This is a genomic window from Paenibacillus sp. FSL W8-1187, assembly GCF_037965485.1.
GTDB classification, from domain to species: domain Bacteria; phylum Bacillota; class Bacilli; order Paenibacillales; family Paenibacillaceae; genus Paenibacillus_O; species Paenibacillus_O pasadenensis.
Genome location: NZ_CP150181.1, coordinates 3,389,151 through 3,411,579, shown reverse-complemented (window position 1 = coordinate 3,411,579; position 22,429 = coordinate 3,389,151). Strand labels below are relative to the sequence as shown.

19 protein-coding genes are annotated in these 22,429 nt (G+C 59.9%); all 19 read left to right on the top strand.

What is annotated here, in order from left to right; translation table 11 throughout:
• Positions 1-27: 27 nt before the first annotated feature.
• The 19 genes from ftsA to NYE40_RS14760 all read left to right on the top strand — a co-directional run bounded on the left by ftsA (position 28) and on the right by NYE40_RS14760 (position 22,396).
• Positions 28-1,269 carry a cell division protein FtsA gene (gene ftsA, locus NYE40_RS14850; protein WP_028597012.1) on the top strand — a complete coding sequence of 414 codons (1,242 nt, stop codon included), beginning with the start codon at positions 28-30 and terminating at the stop codon, positions 1,267-1,269.
• A gap of 14 nt (positions 1,270-1,283) precedes the next feature.
• A complete protein-coding gene (gene ftsZ / locus NYE40_RS14845; RefSeq protein ID WP_028597011.1) occupies positions 1,284-2,402 on the top strand; it encodes a cell division protein FtsZ in 1,119 nt (372 codons plus the stop codon).
• Between the two features lie 202 nt (positions 2,403-2,604).
• Positions 2,605-3,531 carry a sigma-E processing peptidase SpoIIGA gene (gene spoIIGA, locus NYE40_RS14840; RefSeq protein ID WP_339280060.1) on the top strand — a complete coding sequence of 309 codons (927 nt, stop codon included), beginning with the start codon at positions 2,605-2,607 and terminating at the stop codon, positions 3,529-3,531.
• A gap of 35 nt (positions 3,532-3,566) precedes the next feature.
• The gene (gene sigE / locus NYE40_RS14835) at positions 3,567-4,289 is read left to right on the top strand and encodes an RNA polymerase sporulation sigma factor SigE (protein WP_028597009.1); all 723 of its coding nucleotides are present in this window, start codon (positions 3,567-3,569) and stop codon (positions 4,287-4,289) included.
• 200 nt (positions 4,290-4,489) lie between these two features.
• Positions 4,490-6,208 carry an ABC transporter ATP-binding protein gene (locus NYE40_RS14830; protein ID WP_028597008.1) on the top strand — a complete coding sequence of 573 codons (1,719 nt, stop codon included), beginning with the start codon at positions 4,490-4,492 and terminating at the stop codon, positions 6,206-6,208.
• A 151-nt stretch (positions 6,209-6,359) separates the two neighbouring features.
• Positions 6,360-6,782 carry a GntR family transcriptional regulator gene (locus NYE40_RS14825; protein ID WP_028597007.1) on the top strand — a complete coding sequence of 141 codons (423 nt, stop codon included), beginning with the start codon at positions 6,360-6,362 and terminating at the stop codon, positions 6,780-6,782.
• The gene (locus NYE40_RS14820) at positions 6,779-7,468 is read left to right on the top strand and encodes an ABC transporter ATP-binding protein (RefSeq protein ID WP_028597006.1); all 690 of its coding nucleotides are present in this window, start codon (positions 6,779-6,781) and stop codon (positions 7,466-7,468) included. Before NYE40_RS14825 ends, NYE40_RS14820 begins: the two co-directional genes overlap by 4 nt.
• Positions 7,465-8,298 (top strand): hypothetical protein, encoded by an 834-nt coding sequence (locus NYE40_RS14815; protein WP_339278609.1) that lies wholly within the window; start codon positions 7,465-7,467, stop codon positions 8,296-8,298. Before NYE40_RS14820 ends, NYE40_RS14815 begins: the two co-directional genes overlap by 4 nt.
• A gap of 9 nt (positions 8,299-8,307) precedes the next feature.
• Positions 8,308-9,510, top strand: a complete 1,203-nt coding sequence (locus tag NYE40_RS14810) for a hypothetical protein (protein ID WP_339278608.1) — start codon at positions 8,308-8,310, stop codon at positions 9,508-9,510.
• A 201-nt stretch (positions 9,511-9,711) separates the two neighbouring features.
• On the top strand, positions 9,712-10,494 hold the full coding sequence (gene sigG, locus NYE40_RS14805; RefSeq protein WP_028597003.1) for an RNA polymerase sporulation sigma factor SigG: 783 nt from the start codon (positions 9,712-9,714) through the stop codon (positions 10,492-10,494).
• Between the two features lie 133 nt (positions 10,495-10,627).
• Complete coding sequence (locus tag NYE40_RS14800; protein ID WP_028597002.1) at positions 10,628-10,927, top strand: YlmC/YmxH family sporulation protein; 300 nt, start codon at positions 10,628-10,630, stop codon at positions 10,925-10,927.
• A 48-nt stretch (positions 10,928-10,975) separates the two neighbouring features.
• Entirely contained in the window at positions 10,976-11,839 is an 864-nt protein-coding gene (pgeF, locus tag NYE40_RS14795; RefSeq protein ID WP_339278607.1) for a peptidoglycan editing factor PgeF, read from the top strand.
• Positions 11,840-11,844: 5 nt separating this feature from the next.
• On the top strand, positions 11,845-12,567 hold the full coding sequence (locus tag NYE40_RS14790; RefSeq protein ID WP_101809493.1) for a YggS family pyridoxal phosphate-dependent enzyme: 723 nt from the start codon (positions 11,845-11,847) through the stop codon (positions 12,565-12,567).
• A complete protein-coding gene (locus NYE40_RS14785) occupies positions 12,564-13,007 on the top strand; it encodes a cell division protein SepF (RefSeq protein WP_028596999.1) in 444 nt (147 codons plus the stop codon). Before NYE40_RS14790 ends, NYE40_RS14785 begins: the two co-directional genes overlap by 4 nt.
• A gap of 13 nt (positions 13,008-13,020) precedes the next feature.
• The gene (locus NYE40_RS14780; protein ID WP_101809334.1) at positions 13,021-13,296 is read left to right on the top strand and encodes a YggT family protein; all 276 of its coding nucleotides are present in this window, start codon (positions 13,021-13,023) and stop codon (positions 13,294-13,296) included.
• 1 nt (position 13,297) lies between these two features.
• Positions 13,298-14,080 carry a YlmH/Sll1252 family protein gene (locus NYE40_RS14775; RefSeq protein ID WP_339278606.1) on the top strand — a complete coding sequence of 261 codons (783 nt, stop codon included), beginning with the start codon at positions 13,298-13,300 and terminating at the stop codon, positions 14,078-14,080.
• A gap of 253 nt (positions 14,081-14,333) precedes the next feature.
• Entirely contained in the window at positions 14,334-14,831 is a 498-nt protein-coding gene (locus NYE40_RS14770; protein WP_339278605.1) for a DivIVA domain-containing protein, read from the top strand.
• A 219-nt stretch (positions 14,832-15,050) separates the two neighbouring features.
• Complete coding sequence (locus NYE40_RS14765) at positions 15,051-16,247, top strand: S-layer homology domain-containing protein (RefSeq protein ID WP_339278604.1); 1,197 nt, start codon at positions 15,051-15,053, stop codon at positions 16,245-16,247.
• The gene (locus NYE40_RS14760) at positions 16,244-22,396 is read left to right on the top strand and encodes a CARDB domain-containing protein (RefSeq protein ID WP_339278603.1); all 6,153 of its coding nucleotides are present in this window, start codon (positions 16,244-16,246) and stop codon (positions 22,394-22,396) included. Before NYE40_RS14765 ends, NYE40_RS14760 begins: the two co-directional genes overlap by 4 nt.
• Positions 22,397-22,429: the final 33 nt, after the last annotated feature.

The window sequence follows — 22,429 nt, the reverse complement described above, 5'->3', positions numbered from 1 at the left end:
GCGACCCGGAACGGAGGTGCCGCGCAATTGAGCAGCAACGACATCATCGTCAGTTTGGACATCGGTACATCCAAGGTTCGAGTTATTATTGGCGAAGTGGCCAACGGAGCCATTAATATAATTGGAGTTGGATCCGCCGACTCGGAAGGCATCCGCAAAGGAGCGATCGTCGACATCGACCAGACGGTCAAGTCGATCCGCAGCGCGGTCGAGCATGCCGAGCGCATGGTCGATATCGAGATTTCCGAGATCTACGTAGGCGTGCAGGGCAACCATATCGCCCTCCAGAGCAACCACGGCGTCGTCGCGGTGTCGAACGAGGACCGCGAGATCGGCGACGAGGACATCGAGCGCGTGCTGCAGGCGGCCAAGGTCGTCGCGCTGCCGCCGGAGCGCGAGATCATCAATCTCGTGCCCAAGCAGTTTCTCGTCGACGGGCTAGAAGGCATCTCCGACCCTCGCGGGATGATCGGCGTCCGCCTCGAGGTGGAAGCGACGATCGTGACCGGCGCCAAGACGGCCATACATAATTTGATCCGCTGCGTCGAGAAGGCCGGCCTCCACATCTCGGGCATCATCCTCATGTCCCTCGCCTCCGGCATGATGTCGCTGAGCAAGGACGAGAAGACGATGGGCACCGTGCTGGTGGACATCGGAGCGGGCTCGACGACGCTCGCGATCTTCGAGCAGGGCGGGCTCGTCGCGACGTCGACGCTGCCGGTCGGCGGCGAGTTCGTCACGAACGACATCTCGTACGGCCTGCGGACGCAGACCGACCAGGCGGAGAAGATCAAGCTCAAGTACGGCTGCGCGTCCGTGACCGACTCCGCGGAGGATCAGCGCTTCAAGATCACGCGCCTCGGCTCCAACGTCGAGAAGGAGTTCTCCCAGGTGGATCTCGCCAACATCGTCGAGCCGCGGATGGCGGAGATCTTCTATCTGATCCGGCAGGAAGTGCGCCGCCTCGGATACGGCGCCAAGGTCCAAGGTTATGTGTTGACGGGCGGATCCGTTAACATGCCGGGCACCCTCACGGTCGCCCAGCAGGAGCTGGAGTCCACGGTGCGCATCGCCGTGCCGGACTTCATCGGCGTGCGGGATCCGGCATTCGGCAGCGGTGTCGGCATGATCCAGTACGTCAGCAAGCACATGACGATTCGCAACTCGGGAGCGGTCAAGAAGCAGGCAAGCCGCAAGACGGGAACCGCCGCCCCCGCTAAACCCGGCATGATTGAACGAATCAAGAATATGTTCAGTGAATTCATCTGATCGGGGGAAATAGAATGTTGGAATTCGATATTGACCTGGAACAACTGGCTCAGATCAAAGTCATCGGTGTCGGAGGCGGCGGCAGCAACGCGGTCAACCGGATGATCGACAACGGCGTCAAGGGAGTGGAGTTCATCACCGTGAACACCGACGCCCAGGCGCTCCATCTGGCGAAGTCGGAGCATAAGCTGCAGATCGGCGAGAAGCTGACGCGCGGCCTCGGCGCCGGCGCCAATCCGGAGGTCGGCAAAAAAGCCGCCGAGGAGTCCCGCGACCTCGTCGCCGGCACGCTCAAGGGCTCCGACATGGTGTTCGTCACGGCGGGCATGGGCGGCGGCACCGGCACGGGCGCGGCTCCCGTCATCGCCGAGATCGCCCGCGAATGCGGCGCGCTGACCGTCGGCGTCGTGACGCGTCCGTTCACGTTCGAAGGACGCAAGCGCTCCAACCAGGCCGAGCTCGGCATCGAGGCGCTCAAGGAAAAGGTCGACACGCTGATCATCATCCCGAACGACCGCCTGCTCGAGATCGTCGACAAAAAGACGCCGATGCTCGAGGCGTTCCGCGAGGCCGACAACGTGCTGCGGCAGGCGGTGCAGGGCATCTCCGACCTGATCGCGGAGCCGGCGCTCATCAACCTTGACTTCGCCGACGTGAAGACGATCATGACCGAGCGCGGCTCCGCGCTGATGGGCATCGGCATCGCGACCGGCGAGAACCGCGCCGCCGAAGCGGCGCGCAAGGCGATCCAGAGCCCGCTGCTCGAGACGTCGATCGACGGCGCTCGCGGCGTCATCATGAACATCACCGGCGGCAACAACCTGTCGCTGTACGAGGTCAACGAAGCGGCCGAGATCGTCATCGAGGCATCCGATCCCGAGGTGAACATGATCTTCGGCGCGAGCATCAACGAGGACCTCAAGGACGAGATCAAGGTGACGGTCATCGCCACCGGCTTCGAGCACAAGGCGGCGAGTCCCGCTCCGGTACGCCGTCCCGTCAGCCATGCTCCGGCTCCGGAGGCTGCCGAGCCTCGTCAGACGTCTGCCTCGCCGAAGCCGTTCAACAACGCTTCCAGCGACCAGCTGGAAATTCCGGCCTTCCTGCGCAACCGCCCTCGCGGCGACCGCTAGGGCCATTCGAACCAGGCCGAACAGCCGCCCCTTCCAACCGGAAGGGGCGGTTTTTTGTCGTCGCGGCATCCGCCCGATCCGACAAAACTAGAGCGGCCGAAGCGGCAGGATTAGACAGACATCGAGAGGGGGGCTGGACTATACTGGGTTCATTCGTTCTCCGGGTTCAAGCTACGCCGCGGACCAAGGAAGGTGAGCTTCGCTGGCCGTTTACGTCGACGTCCTTTTTTTGAGAGAGCTGCTCGTAGACGGCTCGATGCTGCTGCTGACCGCCTGGATCCGGGGAGTGAAGGCGAGGCCGGTCCGCGTGCTGACTGCGGCGTCGATCGGCGCGGCCTATGTCGTGCTGATGCTGTTTCCGCCGCTGTCCTTCCTCTATACGATCGCGATCAAGGCCGGCATCTCGCTTGCGATGCTTTACGTCGCCTTCGGGTTCCGCGATACGCGGAGCTTTCTGCGCTTCATCGGCGCGTTCTACGCCGTCAACTTCGTCGCGGCCGGCGCCGTGCTCGGCGCCCACTACATGCTGATGTCCGGATCGGACGAGGTGTGGCGGACGATGCGCTTCCTGCAGGACGGCATGGCGGTCGAGCTGCAGACGAGCCTATGGTTCGTCGTCAGCGTCGCGGCGATCGGCCTGTATCTCATGCGCTCGGTCGTCGCCGGCAGGCGGCAGAAGGAGCTGGTGCTTTCCCATCTGGCCGAGGTGACCGTCCGCATCGGGGAGTCGGAGCATCGCTGCACCGGCCTCGTCGATACGGGCAACCAGCTCTACGATCCGTTGTCGAGAACGCCGGTCATGGTCATGGAGGCGTCGCTCTGGGAGGACGAGATCCCGCCCGGATGGATGAAGGGCATCCGGGACGGCCAGGTCGACCGGCTGGTGGCCGAGCTCGGCGAGGAAGAATTCAAATGGCAGGACCGGATCCGGCTCGTTCCTTATCGCGGCATCAACAAGGGCACCCAGTTCATGCTCGCGCTCAAGCCCGACGGCGTCGTCATCGAACGGGAAGGCAGCCGGAGCGAGTCGAGCAAGGTGCTGATCGGGCTGGACGGAGGCAGGCTGGTCGCGGACGGCTCGTACCGCGCCATCATACATCCCTCCCTGGTCGAGAGCCAGGCGGGCTGAACGACGATCCCAGAATCGAAGGAGATGGAGACCCCATGATGGTGAAGCTGCGCTTGAACCTGCATCTGTACTATTACCGGCTGCTGTTCCTGCTCGGGCTGAAAAGCCAGGAGATCTACTACATCGGAGGCAGCGAGGCGCTGCCTCCCCCGCTCACCCGGGAAGAGGAGGAGTATTTGCTGGAGCGGCTGCCGTCCGGCGACAGCGCGATCCGGGCGATGCTCATCGAGCGCAATCTGCGGCTCGTCGTCTACATCGCGCGCAAATTCGAGAACACCGGCATCCACATCGAGGATCTCGTGTCGATCGGAGCGATCGGACTGATCAAGGCGGTCAATACGTTCGATCCCGAGAAGAAGATCAAGCTCGCGACGTACGCCTCCCGCTGCATCGAGAACGAGATCCTCATGTTCCTGCGGCGCAACAGCAAGACGCGGACGGAAGTCAGCTTCGACGAGCCGCTCAACATCGACTGGGACGGCAACGAGCTGCTGCTGTCGGACGTGCTCGGCACGGAGAACGACACGATCTACCGCAACATCGAGGAGCAGGTCGACCGCAAGCTGCTGCACAAGGCGCTTGACAAGCTCACCGAGCGCGAGCGCATCATCATGGAGCTGCGCTTCGGCCTTGCCGACGGGGAAGAGAAGACGCAGAAGGACGTCGCCGACCAGCTCGGCATCTCGCAGTCGTACATCTCGCGGCTGGAGAAGCGGATCATCAAGCGGCTGCGCAAGGAGTTCAACAAGATGGTCTGAGCCCGGCCCGGCGCCAAGCGGCTCGGGGCGGAGGGCAAACGGAATGAGGACGGCCGGCATCGCTGCAGATGCCGGTTTTTTCGCGGCTTTTTCGGAAAAAACAACTTTAATGAAAAAAAGCTTTGATTTTGAGAACGAGTCTCACTACAATGTTTGTATAGGTTTTCCTTTCATAATTCAACGCAGAAATGAGTGAAGAAATGCTCCGCCGATTCTTCTCGTACTATCGTCCGTACAAAGGACTGTTCATCCTCGACTTCACCTGCGCCGTCATCGCCGGCCTGCTGGAGCTGGCGTTCCCGATCGCCGTCGGCCGCTTCACGGACGACCTGCTGCCTACCGGCAACTGGAGCCTCATCGTCTGGGCGTCGGTCGGCCTGCTGGCCGTCTATGGCGTCACGGCGCTGCTGAACTACATCGTCACCTACTGGGGCCATATGCTCGGCATCAACATCGAGACCGACATGCGGCGCAACCTGTTCGGCCATGTGCAGAAGCTCAGCTTCCGCTTTTTCGACAACAACAAGACCGGGCATCTGATCGGCCGCATGACCAACGACCTCAACGACATCGGCGAGCTCGCGCATCACGGTCCGGAGGATGCGTTCATCGCCGTCATGACGCTCGTCGGGGCGTTCGGCCTGATGGCGTACCTCAACCTGGAGCTGGCGATCATCAGCTTCATCATCGTGCCGGTGCTCGCCTGGATGATCATCTACTTCGGCAAGCGAATGGGGCAGACGTACGGCCGGATGTTCGGCAACGTCGGCAACTTCAACGCCCGCATCGAGGACAACGTCGGCGGCATCCGCGTCGTGCAGTCGTTCGCCAACGAGGAGCATGAGAACAAGCTGTTCGCGGTCGAGAACGCGAACTACCGCCAGACCAAGCTGATCGCCTACAAGACGCTGTCCGCCAGCATGACGCTCAACTACGTGATGATGCGCCTCATCACGGTGCTGATCCTGCTGTTCGGAGCCTGGTTCTATATCGATGGCCGCATCGAGATGGGCGAGTTCCTGGCGTTCCTGCTGCTCTCCAACGTGTTCTTCCGTCCGATCGAGAAGATCAACGCCATCATCGAGAGCTATCCCAAGGGCATCGCCGGCTTCGGCCGCTACTGCGAGATCATGGACACCGATCCGGACATCAAGGACAAGCCGGACGCCGCCGTCCTCGAGCGGGCGAAGGGCGCGATCGAGTTCAAGAACGTAAGCTTCAGCTACGAGCCGGGCCGCCCGATCCTGAAGGGCATCGACCTGACGATCCGGCCGGGCGAGACGGTCGCCTTCGTCGGTCCCTCCGGAGCCGGCAAGACGACGATCTGCAGCCTGCTGCCGCGCTTCTACGAGGTCGACGGCGGCTCGATCACCGTCGACGGCCATGACATCCGCGACGTGACGGTGGAGTCGCTGCGTCGCAACATCGGCATCGTGCAGCAGGACGTGTTCCTGTTCTCGGGCACGATCCGCGAGAACATCGCCTACGGCGACCTGGGCGCGACCGACGAGCAGGTATGGGACGCCGCGCGCCGGGCGTCGCTCGACGAGCTGATCCGCTCGCTGCCGGACGGCATGGACACGGTCATCGGCGAGCGCGGCGTCAAGCTGTCCGGCGGGCAGAAGCAGCGGATGAGCATCGCCCGCATGTTCCTCAAAAACCCGCCGATCCTCATCCTCGACGAGGCGACCTCCGCGCTCGACACCGAGACGGAGGCGGCGATCCAGGCGGCGCTGGCGGAGCTGTCCGTCGGCCGCACGACGCTGGTCATCGCGCATCGCCTCAGCACGGTGCGGAGCGCCGACCGCATCCTCGTCGTCAACAGCAGCGGCATCGCCGAGGAAGGCCGGCATCAGGAACTGGTCGCGGCCGGAGGCATCTACAGCCGCCTGCATGTCGCCCAGATGAGCCAGGCGTAAGACGAATCTCGGCAAGTTCGAAACGCCGCCTTCCCATCGTGGAGGGCGGCTATTTTTTTGCAAGCCATTGACAGTCAGGTGTATGATGCGCATAATACACATAGATCGTGTATGAACCAAGTAGTACACACACTTAGAAGCGAGGTGTGAGATGGGCATCGACGAATGGCCGGAGCTGGCCATGAACAGCCGCGATCCGGTCTACCTGCAGGTCGTCCGGCACTTCAAGGAGCTGATCGCGACCGGCTGGCTGGAGGCGGGACAGCATGTGCCTTCCCGCAGGGAGCTCGCGGCGCGGATGAAGATCAACCCCAATACGGCCCAGAAGGCGTACAAGGAAATGGAGGAACAGCAATTGATCGTCACGGAAGGCAATTCTCCCAGCCGGATCACGAGCGACGCGGCCACGCTGAGAAGCATCCGCTCCGAGCTGCTCGGCGAGGCGGTTCAGGCATTCGTCGAATCGGTGCGCCGTCTGGACGCTCCGGTCGAGGAGCTGGTCGAGCTCGTGCGCGAGAAATACGGGCGGGGCGAAGCAGCGGCTGAGCCGAGCGAGGGAGGGCCGCTGCCATGATCGAGGTCAGCGACATCCGCAAGAAATACCGGCGCAAGCAAGTGCTCGGCGGCGTCTCGTTCCAGGCGCAGAAGGGGCAGATCACCAGCCTGATCGGACTGAACGGCGCCGGCAAGTCGACGGTGCTGAAGGCGATCATGGGGCTGACGCCGATCGACGGCGGGAGCATCCGCATCGGCGGCCAGGCGATCTCGCCCGCGGCATACAATACGATCGCCTTCATCCCCGACCGGCTGACGATGCCGGGCTCGATGCGGCTGCGCGACGGCCTGCAGTTCATGGCCGACTTCTATCCGCGCTGGAATCCGGCGCGAGCCGAGGATCTGATGAGCTTTTTCCGCCTGGAGCGGGGAGAGAAGATCGGCCGCCTGTCCAAGGGCACGGCGATGAAGTTCAACCTCGTGCTCGGCATGGCGCAGGACGTCGACTACGTGCTCATGGACGAGCCCTTCTCCGGCATCGACCTGTTCAGCCGCGAGCTGATCGCCGAGGTGTTCACGAGCCAGCTCGTCGAGGACCGGGGCGTGCTCATCACGACGCATGAGATCGGCGACATCGAGCATCTGATCGACCATGCGGTGCTGCTGGATCAAGGCCGCGTCGTCCGCGACTTCGACTGCGAGCAGATGCGCGAGGAGCACGGCAAGTCGGTCATCGACGTCATGAGGGAGGTGTACCGGGGATGAAGACGAATCTGATTGCGCTGCTCAAGCTGGCGGATCTGGAAATCCGCCGGTTCCGCGGCATTCTCCTCGGCTTGATGGCGCTCGTCGCGCTGATCCAGCTTGGCGGGCTGTCGATGGTGACCCGAACCCGGCTCAGCCAGATCGAGCGGAGCGGCATGACGCTCGCCGAATTCAAGCTCCAAAACAGCGGCCTTTCCCTGCTGGAGCTGCTTGGAGAGCTGGACGGCGTTACGGGCGTCGCGATCGCCTGCTGCATCGTCGTCGTCGCCGCCTACACGCTGATCATCTGGTACCGGGATTGGTTCGGCCGGGCGAGCTTCGCCTACCGGCTGCTCATGCTGCCTCATCCCCGTTTCCTGCTCTATCTGTCCAAGCTGGCGGCGATCCTGACGTTCGTCTTCAGCCTGTTCGCTTGGCAGATCGTCATCGTCGCCGGACAGATGCTGCTGTACCACGTCCAGATTCCGCACCAGCTGCGCATCGAACGAACGTTCATCGATACGATCCGAAGCACGGATCTCGTCATCTTCATTCCGGTGCGGCTGACGGAATTCCTGCTCGTGTACGGCCTCGGCCTCGTCATCGTGCTGCTGCTGTTCACGACGGCGCTGCTCGAGCGCAGCTACCGGCTCAAAGGACTGCTCGGAGGCTTGGCGCTCAGCGCGGCGGCGTTCGTGCTGCTCGTCTGGCTATGGGCAGGGGCGGAGGACAGGGGCAGCTTTCTTTACCCTACCGAGCTGCTGGCGCTCTTCATCGGCGTGCTGCTCGTCAGCGCGGCAGCGGCCCTCTGGCTCGGCTGGCGTCTGCTGCGCGGCAAGGTCTCGGTCTAAGGAGGACTTATGAAAAAATACGGATACAGCATCGGACTGGCGGCGCTCAGCGCGCTCGTCCTGATCGGTTACGTTGCCGCGGCGTCAGCGGATCGCAAGCCTCCTTACCGGCTGACGACGGAGGAGGGGGACGCAGCGGTCATGAACGGCTTCGTCCTGGACGGCCTCGGCTCCCGATTGACGGCTGACGGCGGCAGAGAGCGGACCGGCAGCAGGTTCCTTTCCGCGCCGTTCCATGACTTGATGGAGCCGGACCACTACTACTCGGAGCGGAACGAGCTCATTCTCGCCCATCGCTCGTTCATGAGGGGCCATCGGATGGATGATTCGTACTATCGGGATGACGCTACGGTCATCGGAGCCGATCTGGACGACGAGCGCTCGACGATCGACGTCCGCCTGCTTGACCGGGCGAGCGGCGGCGTCCGCGAGCTCGAGGTTCCGATCGAGCTTCCGGCAGGAACGAAGCAGTCTGATTTTCATTCTTACAACCGCAGCATCGTGGACGTGCAGCTGGAGAACGGACGGATCCATCTTTTGGTCCGCGGCGACTACTCGCCGTTGACGGAGGGGCAGCGTCTGTGGGTTTACGAGGACCACATTGTAGACAGCGCCTCCGGAGAGCGTGTCGGCACGGTCGAGGTTTTCCGTAATGCGCCTGAAACGGAGCTGCCTCGCGAAACGACTGTGGAGCTCATCGAGGAAGTGCGGCAAATGGACGCCTCCGGCATCGTCATGCTGAACGTGAAGCGGCTCAAGCATGATGATGGGACGAACCAGGAACAGCCGTCGCCGCCATTGCTGCAGGAGTGGCGCCTCGTCGGCTACGATTATGCCAGCGGCGAGACCTGGGAGCTGCCCAAGGCGGGCATGGATCGGCTCAAGCAAGGGCTGGAGCCGCGCCTGCACGGCGGAATTCTCTATGCGTTCAACGAACAAATGAAAAAGCCGATCCTCCATTTCCTCGACCCGCGCTCTGGAGAAGCGGCTGCGGAGCCGCTTCCGCTCGAAGAGTCCGACACCGCGCAACGGAGCATCACAATGCAGGGCGGCCGGATTTACGACAACTTTTTGGCCGGCAAAAAACCGACCGTCGTCGTCTACGACGAAGCTTCGCGCCGCGTCCTGTACCGGGGCAGCGTGGAGCAGGCCGATCCGCGCGCGGAGCCGGTCGACTACAAGTATTTCTCCTTGAATTTCTATGGGAAATGAACCGTCTATGCCGGTCCAAGCCGGGGCAATCCTGCCCCGGTTTTTTTTATCTCGCGCTGGCGATGGGGAAACCCTTCCGGCGCCTGCCTGAAGGCGCTTACCCGATGCTCTCGGGGGATGCGGACGGAGCTTCCGGCAGGAATAAAAATGAAGCCCGAGGAGATAATGCTTATTAATGTTTCTCCTTGGGAGGTAGTCACGTTGACCCGAAATAAAGTCGAGATCTGTGGAGTGGATACCGCCAAACTCCCCGTCCTTACCAATGTTGAAATGAGAGAGCTGTTCACCGCTCTTCAGACGAAAAACGAGTGGTCGGCCAGAGAGAAGCTGGTGAATGGAAACCTGCGGCTGGTGCTCAGCGTCATCCAGCGGTTCAACAATCGCGGAGAGTTCGTGGACGATCTGTTCCAGGTCGGCTGCATCGGGCTGATGAAGGCCATCGATAACTTTGATCTCGGTCAGAATGTCAAGTTCTCGACCTACGCCGTGCCGATGATCATCGGCGAGATCCGGCGCTATCTGCGGGACAACAATCCGATCCGCGTCTCCCGCTCCCTGCGCGACATCGCCTACAAGGCGCTGCAGGTGCGCGACGCGCTGACGAACCAGAATTCCCGCGAGCCGACGATTTTCGAGATTTCCGAGGCGCTCGGCGTGCCCAAGGAGGATGTCGTGTTCGCGCTGGACGCGATCCAGGATCCGGTCTCGCTGTTCGAGCCGATCTACCACGACGGCGGCGATCCGATCTACGTCATGGACCAGATCAGCGACGACCGCAACAAGGATGTCGGCTGGATCGAGGAGATCGCGCTGCGCGAGGCGATGCACAAGCTCGCCCAGCGCGAGAAGATGATCCTCTCCATGAGGTTTTTCGAGGGCAAGACGCAGATGGAGGTCGCGGACGAGATCGGCATCAGCCAGGCTCAGGTGTCGCGCCTCGAGAAGTCGGCCATCCAGCAGCTGCAGAAGCATGTGAAGACCTGAATAGCGGATTCAGAACTCAAAGGGCGCCGATCGGCGCCTTTTTTTCCGCGTCCGGAGGGCTGTTCGCCTCGTCCGGAACATATACATGGAAGGGACCGAAACCATCCTAGGACGGGAAGTGCGCCTCATGATCATGAAAATCTCCGACTTTCAGACGAAGGATGTCATCAATATCATCGACGGCAAGCGTCTGGGCCAGATCACCGACATGGAGATCGACCTTCGGCAGGGGCGGATCGAATCGATCGTCGTGCCGCATTACACGAAGTTTTTCGGCATGTTCGGCAACGGCAGCGAGCTCGTCATCCCATGGCGCAACATCGTCAAGATCGGAGCCGACGTCGTGCTCGTGCGCATGGAGAATGCCGGCGCGAAGACGTATCTGGAGGACGACGACATTCAGGTGAAGCCGCTGCAGCGGCGGGAGCCGTAGCGGGGACGGAGCGGCTCGTGCTACACTAGACGACGAGGTGAGGATCGGATGGAGCCGTTCGTTCAGCGACATAGACGGGATGAGGCGAAGGAAGCTTCGCTTTTTTTGTTGGAATCATGGGTAAAGGAAAAGGACGGACTGACGGCCGGCTTCACGGGACGAGGCGGCGGGAATAGCGGGGAGCCGTGGGCGTCGCTCAACCTCGGCCTGCATGTCGGCGACCGCGATGCGGACGTCGTCGACAACCGCCGCCGGCTGACGGAGGCTCTCGGCTGGCCGGCGGAGGCGTTCGTCTGCGGCGAGCAGGTGCACGGCTGCGCGGTGCAGGCGGTCGGTGCGGCGGACGCGGGGCGGGGCTTGTCGAGCCGTGCGACGGCCGTGCCGGACACCGACGCGCTCATGACGGATGAGCCCGGCGTGCTGCTCGTCTCCTTGTATGCCGACTGCGTGCCGCTTTATTTCTGGGACCCCGTCCGAGAGGCGGTCGCGCTGGCCCATGCCGGCTGGAAAGGCACCGTGCTCGAGATCGCCCGCCGCACGGTCGAGGCGATGGCGGAGCGGTACGGCAGCGTGCCGGCGGACATCCGCGCGGCGATCGGTCCGTCCATCGGTCCGTGCTGCTACGAGGTGGATGAGCCGGTGCTCGAGCGCGTCCGGCCGCTGCTCGCGGAGCTGGCGGAGGCGGGCATCGTCCGGCTGGCCGAGACAATCGAGCCGTCGTCGCCAGGGCACGGCCGCCTGAACTTGAAAGAGCTGAACCGACAGATTATGATAAAAGCAGGAATTTTGCCGACCCGTATCGAATGTTCGGAGTGGTGCACCGGCTGCCGCCGCGACCTGTTCTTCTCCCACCGCATGGAGGGAGGGCGTACGGGAAGGATGGCGAGCTGGATCGGCATGAAGGGCAGGTGACGCCGATGTCGCTCTTGGAGCGCAAGGCGCAAGTAGACCGGAGGATCGCGGAGGCGTGCCGCCGTGCGGGACGCGATCCCCGCGAGGTGAGCGTCATCGCGGTCACCAAGTATGTCTCGCTGGAGCGGACGCGCGAGGCGCTGGCGGCGGGCTGCCGCCAGCTCGGCGAGAACCGCTGGCAGGACGCCCGCGCCAAGTGGGAGGCGCTGGCGGAGGAGTACGGAGCGGAGCGGGCCGGCGAAGCGCCCGAGTGGCATTTCATCGGCTCGCTGCAGACCAACAAGGCCAAGGACGTCGTAGGCAAGTTTACATACATCCATTCGCTGGACAGGCTCCCGCTGGCGGAGGCGATACACCGCAAGGCTGCCGCGCTCGGCATCCAGGTGCCCTGCTTCATCCAGGTGAACGTCTCCGGCGAGCTGTCCAAGCACGGCCTGGAGCCGGCGGATCTGGAGGAGCTGGCGAGGGGGCTGCGGGATTATCCGTCCGTCCTCCCGGTCGGGCTGATGACGATGGCTCCGCATGAGGAGGACCCGGAGGCGACTCGGCCGGTATTCCGCCGGCTGCGCGAGCTGCGCGACGAGGCCAACGCCAAGGGCTGGTTCGCGGAGCCGCTGAGAGAGCTGTCGATGGGCATGTCCAACGATTTCGAGATCGCGATTGAGGAAGGCGCCACCCGGGTGAGGCTTGGAACCGTCCTGGTGGGCCATGAGGAGGAGCGTGTGTGAAGGTGATGAACCGGTTCATGAATTTCCTCGGCCTGCAGGACGAGGAGGAGATCATCGAGCGAGAGACCGTACAGGCGCATGACGAGCAGGAAGTTGAAACCTCTCCGGCCGAAACGCGTAAGCAATCCAAAGGCAGCAACATCGTCAGCATCCATTCCCAGAAGAACATGCGGGTCGTGCTGAACGAGCCGCGTTCCTACGACGAGGCTCAGGAAATCGCGGACCATCTGCGCAACCGGCGCTCGGTCATCGTGAACCTGCAGCGCGTCCGCACGGACCTCGCCGTCCGCATCGTCGATTTCCTGAGCGGCACGGTCTATGCGCTGAACGGGCATATTTCCAAGCTCGGTCCAAATATTTTCTTGTGCACGCCGGATTCAGTCGATGTTCAGGGCACCATAACGGAAATGCTGGCAGAAGAAGACTTCAGAAAAAGATGAGGTGACCTAACCGTTGGGATTCGACTACGTCCGTCTCATCGATACGCTTGAGACGATCTACAGCTTCATGATCATCGGCTATATTCTGCTCTCCTGGCTGCCCAACGCGCGCGAGAGCTTTATCGGCGAGTTTCTGGGCAAGCTGGTCGAGCCCTACCTGAGCATTTTCCGCCGCTTCATCCCGCCGATCGGCGGCATGCTCGACATCAGCCCGATCGTCGCCCTGTTCGCGCTTCGCTTCGTCGCGTACGGGCTGATCGGAGTTCTGGATTTTCTGATCGGACGCTAGGATGATGTCGGGGTTTTACGATCATTTCCTTCCGGAAGAGCGGCCCTTCGTGGATCGCGTGCTGGAATGGATCGAGCGGTCCGCGGAGCTCCATGAGCTCAAGCGGACCGATTTTTTAGATCCGCGCCAGCAGAGCATCCTGCTGTCTCTGGCCAACCGCGAGCCGGCGGTGACGGTTCGGCTCGACGGAGGCTACGAGGGCGCGGAGCGCCGGAGAGCGCTCATCGCGCCCGAGTACCGGTACCTCGAAGCGGAGGACATCGCCATCGTCGTGCTCGACATCGAGGCGCCGTCCGGCGGGCGGCTGGAGCTCGATCACGGCGATTATCTGGGCGCGGTGCTCGGCCTCGGCATCAAGCGCGACCGCATCGGCGACATCCACGTCGGCGACGAGGGCGCGCAGCTGCTCGTGGCGTCGGACATCGCCGATTTTCTCAACGTCCATCTGCGTCAAGTCCACCGGGTGAACGTGCTGACCTCCGCCAAGCCGCTGGAGGCGCTGCGCCCCGTCGCTGTGGAGATGGACGAGATGACGTTCACCGTCGCCTCGCTGCGGCTGGACGGCGTCGCCAGCGACGTCTACCGGATTAGCCGGACGAAGATTGTCGATCCGATCCGCGCCGGCCGCTGCCGCGTCAACTGGCGCACCGAGGAGGACCCGTCCAAGCCGCTGCGCGAAGGGGACGTCGTCTCCATCAAGGGGCTGGGGCGATTCAAGCTGCTTGAGGTCGACGGCGTCACCAAAAAAGGCCGCATCCGCGTGCGCGCGGGCAAATACGTCTAGCAAAGCAGGAAGCGTCGCCGGATGGCGCGCTGGATGATCCGCCGCCGCGAATGCAGGGCAGGCCGGGGTCATCCTTTTTTTTTACAGGGCGAAGGCTCTGTTGAAGGGGTCTGTTTTTGCCGATAGTAAAAAGGACGTCTTTTTTTTCGCGGCGTGTGGATTTTGCAGGAAAATGCCTTTACCTGTCGAAATCAATAAGCCACACCATGGACGGCCAAGACATCAGGAATCCAACCAAGCAGGAGGTGCCCCAATGCCGCTGACGCCATTGGACATACATAACAAGGAGTTCGGCCGGAGACTTCGCGGGTATGACGAGGATGAGGTCAACGAGTTCCTCGATCAGGTCATCAAGGATTACGAGGCGCTGATCCGGGAAAACAAGGACCTGCAAAACCAAATCCTCAACCTGCAGGAGAAGCTGAATCATTTCGCCAATATTGAGGAAACGCTCAGCAAGACGATCATCGTGGCGCAGGAGGCGGCCGACGAAGTCAAGGGCAACGCCAAGAAGGAAGCCCAGCTCATCATCAAGGAAGCGGAGAAGAATGCGGACCGCATCGTCAACGATTCGCTGATGAAGTCCCGCAAGGTGAGCCTCGAGGTCGAAGAGCTTAAGAAGCAGGCCTCCATCTACCGCATGCGGTTCCGCACGCTCGTCGAGGCGCAGCTGGAACTGCTGTCCCAAGACGGCTGGGACAAGCTTGAGAGCGCATCGAGCACGCTGTCGATCGAGCATTCGAGCCGTTGAGTTCAACCGCATAGCAATCCGCTACGGGAAGCACCCGTTCGCACGAGCAACACGCGAACGGGTGCTTTTTGCCTTTTTTCTGGGTTTTTATGGAGGTAATCCGTGTCGGGGAAGGTGGGGAATGCCGATAAATAGAGGAGTCATGGAGTGGAAAAGCGAGAATTTCGAATGCTGAATTTATCTTAAAGGAACGAACTTCATAGATGGAGGATGATTGGAATGCAGATGAAAAAAACATGGATGTCTTTAGCGGTAGCTGGATTATTGATGGGTACAGTTAGCGGAGGGGCGCTGATGTCGAAGACTGAAGCCGCTTCTGCAACTGCATTCTCGGATGTGAATTCTTCGGCTTGGTACTACGCCTCGGTGGCCAAATTGGCAGGCAAGGGGCTTGTCAATGGCTGCGGAGACAGCCTGTTCTGCCCCGACCGGTCGATTACTCGCGCCGAGTTCATCAAGATGACCGATTCCGCGCTGGGGCTTCCGGTAGGCGAAGCGGCGGCGGGCCAAGCTTGGCATGTTCCGTACATTCAAGCGGCGGTCAGCGCCGGCGTCCATAAAACGAGCGACTTCAACGGCAGCTGGTCCCAGCCGATCAGCCGTCAGGAGATGGCGCGGCTCGTCGTGCGGGCCGTGGACGAGAAGCTGCGGCAGGCAAAAACGACCGATCCTCAGCTCGTCTATGAAGCGACGAAGCGCGGCATTCTGTCCGGCTTGTCCGGAGGCGAGCTGGGCCTGAAGGAAAGCTCGACGCGCGCACAGGCGACGGTCGTCATCGACCGCATGCTGACGCTGCTGGATGGCGGATCGCTGCCAGTGGACAAGCGAGCCGCGTCTTATGCGGAAGTGGCTTATACCGGCACGAACGTGGAAACGATGTGGGGCGGCAACTTCCGGCAGCTGCCGTTCAAGGCGAAGATTCGCAACTACATCAACGGGGAGTTCAAGCAGATCCTCATCCTCGATATGGATGACAAGAACAGTCCGTATCGGAGCTGGCTGCCGAGAGGTACGTTCGATAAGTACGACTGGAGAGATCCGCGCGGAATTCTCAAGACAACGAGTGCTCCCTGGGAAAATGAATACATGATGGCCTTCCGAATCAAGCTCAGCAACACGCAAACGGTCAAGAATCTGAATTACCAATTTCGAGACATGATTGGCGCTCCTTATTTTGTAGCAGCAATAACTAGAAGCAAATCCCGTGGCGAAGGTCCTTTTGCAACCGAACTGGATTTTTCAATGGACACGATCAACTCCAAGGAAGTTTGGGTGTTCTATGCGATTAAGAAAGAGACAGTCAAAGAAGCACAACAATTCAATGCGAAATATTTTTATTTCGAATCGTTTGGAGACGACAGATATAAACTTTTACTCGGCGATAACGGCAAGTTGTTTGGAGGGAAGAATGAATGAAAGGCAAGCTAAGCGTTCTATTACTGCTTTCGTTTCTGGTCTCCCTGATTGATCCCGGTGTGTGGCTCCTTCCATCCGCCGCTGCTGCAGATCCTAACACGGCAACGTTCACGGGAAATGGCGGGGGGTATCACAAGACTCCGATTGTTGAAGGCTTGCAGACCCAAGTCGTCAAGGCGTCCGGGAAAAAGGTCAAGTCCTGGTCCTTCACCATCAATGGAAACCCTAAAGGGCAGCTGGGCTCATACAACGAGAGCACGGGGAAGATCGAGCTTCCACCTGTAAACGGGAAGGAAGTTCAGCTGTATGGTACGAGAGAGTCCAGAATGTACTATGACATCTGGCGGAATTCCAGCGGGAAGCAATGGACGATGGCTGCAGAGGAAACGGGGCCGTATACCTTTACGGCGGATGCCTCCACTATTGCAAACGGCATCTCTCAATATCCGGGTGAAATCCCAGTTCGGGACAGCTCCGGCGCGATGATTGACGCCAGATTACGCTACTCCGACGGTTCGGCAGCAGCTTGGTCGGATGCTCTAGGCGCTCCTGATGAATTCCTCAGAAAAGATAACAGAGAAGCCGTCTCCTATGCCTTCATCGAACCCAGTTCCGTCACGATTACCGGAGCTATACCGCTCAGCGAGCAGCGAATAACCGACACCGGCAAAGGAAAGCCCGGCTATGGCTATGTCAAAGTGAGCCTGATGCTGGGCAGCGGCAACAACGATCAAGGGACGCATTGGCAACTTCTCCCCGGCAGCTCCGGCAACGTCCAAGGCCGCCGCTACCCGCTCAACTCGACGACGACATGGGAGGCCAAGACATACAGCGTCGATTATACGCTGACCGTCACCTACGAGCCGATCGACGCTTCCAAACCCGATCTTGTCGCGGACAGCATCCGAGCATCCGGGATAATCGAGCTTGGAAAGGCCGCGACGTTCACGGCCGACTATCATAACGAGAACCTCGACATCAACAAGTCGTTTACCGTGAACGTGAAGGATGTTGGAACCGGAACGGTCTTGAAATCCGAATCCGTTCCCTCCATGAAGGTGGGGGCGAGCCGGTCGCTGACGTTCACCAGCACCTTCACCTCCAACGCTGCCAAGACGTTCCGGCTGACGGTAGACTCCGCCAACACGATCGACGAGGCCAGCGAAACCAACAACACAGCAGACGGGACCTTTCGGCCGAACGAACAGCAGCCAACACCGACGCCAATCAAGAATTTCTCTGGTGATTTTGACGTCATAAAGCCTGTCATCGCCTATCGGGACACCTTCTCTTTAAAACCCAAAGATTTTGTCCTGAACCAGTGCACCTATGTTTCTCATACCTGGCAAATCAAGCAGGGGCCGTACACCTATACAAGCCCGGCGTATTACAACTATTCCACGGAGACGTCGTATTCGTTCGAGAGATGGCCTTCTCTTCTAGGCGTCGGCACCTTCCAGGTGTACATGATCCTTAAGACAAACTGCGGTGAAGTAGAAGTTGGCCCCAAGATGTTGACCATTACCGGCCCGTCCAAGAACAGCCCGCCGGTCATCAAAATCGGATGGATCGATCCGTCCGGCGATCCGACGAAACCGGTCTCTTCAACGCCGCAGAATGAGCGCCTGACCTTGAACGTGCTCAGCATTTCGGATCCCGACCCAGGGGACAGCGTGACATTTGAAGGCTATGACTTCGCCGGCAGCTCGAGCGAATGGATTCGGAACTTGCCGAATCGCTTCGGCGGCGAGACGATGATGTGGGAGTATCCAAACGTCACGATGGATCAGAATGGATTTTATTCCATCTGCGCCACCGTCCGGGACCAGTGGGGAGCCACCGGCAGCGGATGCACCAGCATCAATGTCGTGCCGCCCAACCCGATTCCGATCATCAATGGTCCATCTCAAATCCGGGAAGACCGGCCCTACTCCCCTAAATTTGACGGTAACAGCAGCTACAGTCCAATCAAAGGGCGGACCATTGACCATGCTCGCGACGAGTGGTCTGGCATCAGAGAAATCTACGACACGCCGGGCGAGTACAAGATCAAGCTGGATGTCTATGACAGTTTAGGCTTGAAGTCGCTCCAGCCGGCCGAAAAGATGCTTACTGTCCTCGAAGACATGCCGCCGGTTCCCAAGCTGGAGTTTCCGAGTCCAGCGCTACGGAATGCAAGCGTCGCGTTCAAAAACACCAGCTACTCTCCGGACGGAGACACCATCGTAGTGAACCAAGTCTCGTACCGCTACGATGCGAATAATGACGGCAACTACTCCGAACCCGAAGTCACCATCACCATGCGAGCAGACAAGACGTTTGACTTCAAAGGGGCTAAAGTCGGCCGGTATCGATTCAAAGTGTATGTAAAAGAAGACTACGGCAAGGAGGCTACAGGCTACTTTGACTTTGAGGTCATCAACGACGCCCCGCAGGTATCATTCGACGTTACTTCCGAAAGCCTGGAGCCTGAACCGCTTGTGTCGGTACCGATCAGCACGAAAACGATGGCAGAAGATCGCACCAAGTGGGGAAACAGCAACTTTGGAGCCGAGACAAAAATTTCTTCCTGGGTCTACAATCCAGCAAATGGAGCCTTGGCTGCCCCGTGGGCGACGTTCAACCGGGCGGAGCTCTTCATGGTTGGAAGCGACGGATATCCTCGGACCGTACGCAGCAATCCGGTCGATGATCGTTCCTTTACCGGTTTCATGCAGTCAGCCCTTTTATCTGGCGGCGTCACGGCCATCTCCAACTACGATAAAAATACGTACGTCTACACGTACGATTTTTATCGGGATGGAGTGAAAATCGGCAGCCGAACGGGACTAGAAGGCATCGTTGCAGTTGATCTGTACACGGGGATTGTGCACACCCGGCTGTATGGCGATGCCAGCAAAATCAGAAGCTACTACGCCGATTCCTTCCTTAATCCTGCCGGAACCCCGTTTGCCATACGGGGAGAAGTGTATGCCAACGGCAAATGGATCAAAGTCGATTACCCTACGGTATTGGGAACGACGCCGAACCTGAATGCAGGCAGCTTGCCGACAGCTTTTTCCGACCATCTCTACTACTATGCGGAGTACCAGAACAGCAGCAACGGAACTCCACTAAAAACATCGTTCACATGGGACGGAGTGAAGAGTGAAAAGCAATGGTACAACAACACTGAATATGAGCATAACTATATTCTCGGAGCCGAGTCCATTGTCGCCGGCAGCGTCGATAAAGACATGAACTATGTCACCTCGTCGTACCGTACCTTCTCCAGTTCATCGAAAGTCTATTTTAGCCGGAATCTGGAGGATGACACGGACCGGTACCAGAACCTTATTCGTACACCAGACGACCGTATCTTTGTCACGTTTGATGGAAAATGGGTCGTAACCAACACGGGTGTTTATGATCGGAACCATCCCTACTCCTACGTGGATCCAATCTCCAGCTTTGACTATGGGACCCGAGTCATGCACGTGACCGATACGAACTACGCTTTGCTGGACAACTACGAGCGAGGGGCAAAGCTGATTCGAATTCAAGATAACGGAACGATAACGACCATCCGAGAATATCCTCAGCTGCAGTCCATTTATAGAAACATACGGATTGATAATCAGAACAACTTCGTCTTCCAAGACCGGGAGACGCTATACAAGATCAGCACGTCCGACTTCTCGCTCACGCAGCTGGCGGCCGTAGGCAATTTCGCCGTGCCGATCAACAACGGTGCTTTTACGGTGGCAACCAACGACCGGCGAACAGAAGTCTATGCGCCTCGCGAAAGTCGGCCGGAAGGAGCCTATATCTCTTCCCACAACCAACTGCTCGGTCAAGCAAAGATGAAGAATGTCTCGTACAGTTTCAAGATGAAGCTTAACATGTCAGCTCCGTCGTATCTCTATTCGGGCTATTCGTTCCACGCGCAGGATAACCGGAACATGTACCGAGTCGAGGTCAATCATGACTCGGTCAGCCTGGTCCGGGTCGCCGGAGGAACGAGGAAGGTGCTTCAAAGCGCATCCTATCCAATCAATCTGACCCAAAAGTACACGTTTAAGATTCAAGTTCTCGACGGAAAGATCAAGGTCTACGTGGACGGCACGCCTGTCATCGACATCAACGAGACTACGTACACCGAAGGGAAGTTCGGGCCGTTCGCCGAGATTCCCAAAACGGAGTTTTTCCAGGTGAGCTATACGGACCTGACCCCAATCAGTACGTCAACCGTGCTGAACGGCGTCGGCCTCGTCGGAAGACCACTCATTTATACGATCCGGAACACGGACACGGAAAACGATCCGCTAATCAAGGACCTGACCTCATGGAAGTACGTCCAGCTGGCGCAGAAATTCCTCGATGCCCAGGACGGCAAATCAGGCGCGTCTGCCTTGAGCGGGAAGTGGTTCACCTCTCCGGCCGCCGTCATCGACAAGGTAGGCTTGTACCGAATCAGCTACAAGTCCAAGGATGATCCGCATCCTGACTATCTCTATCCGAAGATGGACTTCGACGAATACCGCAAGGAGAGCAACGAGTCGGTACGCGACGTGATCATCCACCGGCCGCCAATTTCGGACTTCGACGTCTCGCTCGCTTCGAACGGGACCGTCTTGTGGACGGACCGCAGCCGGGACCCCGATCGCTACCTGTCGAGCAGCCATTACTCGAACGAAGCGACGGGCATCGACTACTACCGGACCAAAGGCGTGCTCGAGAAAAAGTTCTATTATATCTCTCCATCGGGCAAATTCGTTCGAACCAAGTTGGTTACCCCGGATGAAATCGGAGAATATACTGTTGGCCTGGCGGTGAAGGATGAATACGAAGCCTGGAGCGATTACACGGAGAAGACCGTCTACGTCGGCACGCTGCCGCAGCCGGACGAGCCTCCGCACGCCGGCTTCAACCTGAGCCGCGCGACGACGTATCGAGGCGTGGAGATCAGCATCGATTCGACCGCATGGGACAAAGAGGATGGAGCGCGCCAAAACCTTCCTCACGACTACTTCATCCGGAATCTGGATGGCGGAACCGAAACGATGGCCAGCCAGGCCCGGACGACGTGGACCAAGACGTTCAGCACGATGGGGACTTTCCGAATCCGTCAGGTGGTGGAGGACAAGCTCGGCCAGACCGATACGGTTTTAAAAACGGTCCAAGTCGTCAATCGGATTCCGACCGCGAACATCTTCGTTCCTTCGTCTGCCGATCAAACGAAGCCGGAAAAGCTGACCGAATTCCGTCCGAAGTTCAAATGGAGCTATGGCGATGCCGACAGCGATCCGCAAGCCAAGTACCAGGTGAAGATTTACCGATATGGGGGCGTCATCGTCCACGATTCGGGCATCAAGAACGGGAGCGACGGAACCTACATCCCTACAGCCGATCTTCCGGAATACACGAACCTTTACATCGTGGTCAGAGTTTTGGACGGCTTCGATTGGGGGGAAAGCGCTCCGAAGTTCTTCTACATTGAAACGAACCGCCCGCCCGTAGCGGACTTCGACTGGACGCCGAAGCCGGTCTATGAAGGCGACCCGATCCAGCTGCTGGACCGCTCGTCTGATCAGGACGGAGACGCGCTTACGGCGAAATGGACCGTGCTCGACCCGTCGGGCCGAACGAGCGTGCATGCGGCTCCGCCGCTCCTTGAACGGTCCTTGCCCGGCACCTATCAGGTGACGCTGACGGTCAGCGACGGCAAGGCGGAAGCGACGGCTGCGAAGCCGATCTCGGTCGTGCCGCTTGGACTGAGCGCCGATGTCGGCCATACGGCGGACTGGAAGGAAATCCATGACCGGCTCGGCCACGAGACGGCGCAGCATCCGAAGGAGTTTTATGCCGGGGAGAAGCTGATCGTGCAAGGCTATCCGGTCCCGGCTCCGGTGCTGCAGGTGACGGCGAGCTTGACGGCCGGAGGCGGGCTGGACGCACGCTCCATCCTGAAGCCGGTGACGGCCGACCGCCATTATGCGGGCGAGCTGCATGACGAGCGGTGGGCGCATCTGACGGATGGACTGTCCAAGGGCGACTATACGATCCGCTTCGAGGTGGTGTACCGCAACGGCACGCGCAAGACGGCGGACGTGCCGATCCGCATCATCGGCTCGGCGCTCGGCGCCGCGGGCGTGCACCGCAAGCAATAGCGGCAGCCGCAGACGGACGGTTGACACCTTTTG

Excerpts from the sequence above, each read along its gene's own strand:
- ftsZ (WP_028597011.1), top strand. The coding sequence starts at position 1,284 with ATGTTGGAATTCGATATTGACCTGGAACAACTGGCTCAGATCAAAGTC.
- sigE (WP_028597009.1), top strand. The coding sequence starts at position 3,567 with ATGATGGTGAAGCTGCGCTTGAACCTGCATCTGTACTATTACCGGCTG.
- NYE40_RS14830 (WP_028597008.1), top strand. The coding sequence starts at position 4,490 with ATGCTCCGCCGATTCTTCTCGTACTATCGTCCGTACAAAGGACTGTTC.
- NYE40_RS14825 (WP_028597007.1), top strand. The coding sequence starts at position 6,360 with ATGGGCATCGACGAATGGCCGGAGCTGGCCATGAACAGCCGCGATCCG.
- NYE40_RS14820 (WP_028597006.1), top strand. The coding sequence starts at position 6,779 with ATGATCGAGGTCAGCGACATCCGCAAGAAATACCGGCGCAAGCAAGTG.
- NYE40_RS14815 (WP_339278609.1), top strand. The coding sequence starts at position 7,465 with ATGAAGACGAATCTGATTGCGCTGCTCAAGCTGGCGGATCTGGAAATC.
- NYE40_RS14810 (WP_339278608.1), top strand. The coding sequence starts at position 8,308 with ATGAAAAAATACGGATACAGCATCGGACTGGCGGCGCTCAGCGCGCTC.
- NYE40_RS14800 (WP_028597002.1), top strand. The coding sequence starts at position 10,628 with ATGAAAATCTCCGACTTTCAGACGAAGGATGTCATCAATATCATCGAC.
- pgeF (WP_339278607.1), top strand. The coding sequence starts at position 10,976 with ATGGAGCCGTTCGTTCAGCGACATAGACGGGATGAGGCGAAGGAAGCT.
- NYE40_RS14790 (WP_101809493.1), top strand. The coding sequence starts at position 11,845 with ATGTCGCTCTTGGAGCGCAAGGCGCAAGTAGACCGGAGGATCGCGGAG.
- NYE40_RS14775 (WP_339278606.1), top strand. The coding sequence starts at position 13,298 with ATGATGTCGGGGTTTTACGATCATTTCCTTCCGGAAGAGCGGCCCTTC.
- NYE40_RS14770 (WP_339278605.1), top strand. The coding sequence starts at position 14,334 with ATGCCGCTGACGCCATTGGACATACATAACAAGGAGTTCGGCCGGAGA.
- NYE40_RS14765 (WP_339278604.1), top strand. The coding sequence starts at position 15,051 with ATGCAGATGAAAAAAACATGGATGTCTTTAGCGGTAGCTGGATTATTG.
- NYE40_RS14760 (WP_339278603.1), top strand. The coding sequence starts at position 16,244 with ATGAAAGGCAAGCTAAGCGTTCTATTACTGCTTTCGTTTCTGGTCTCC.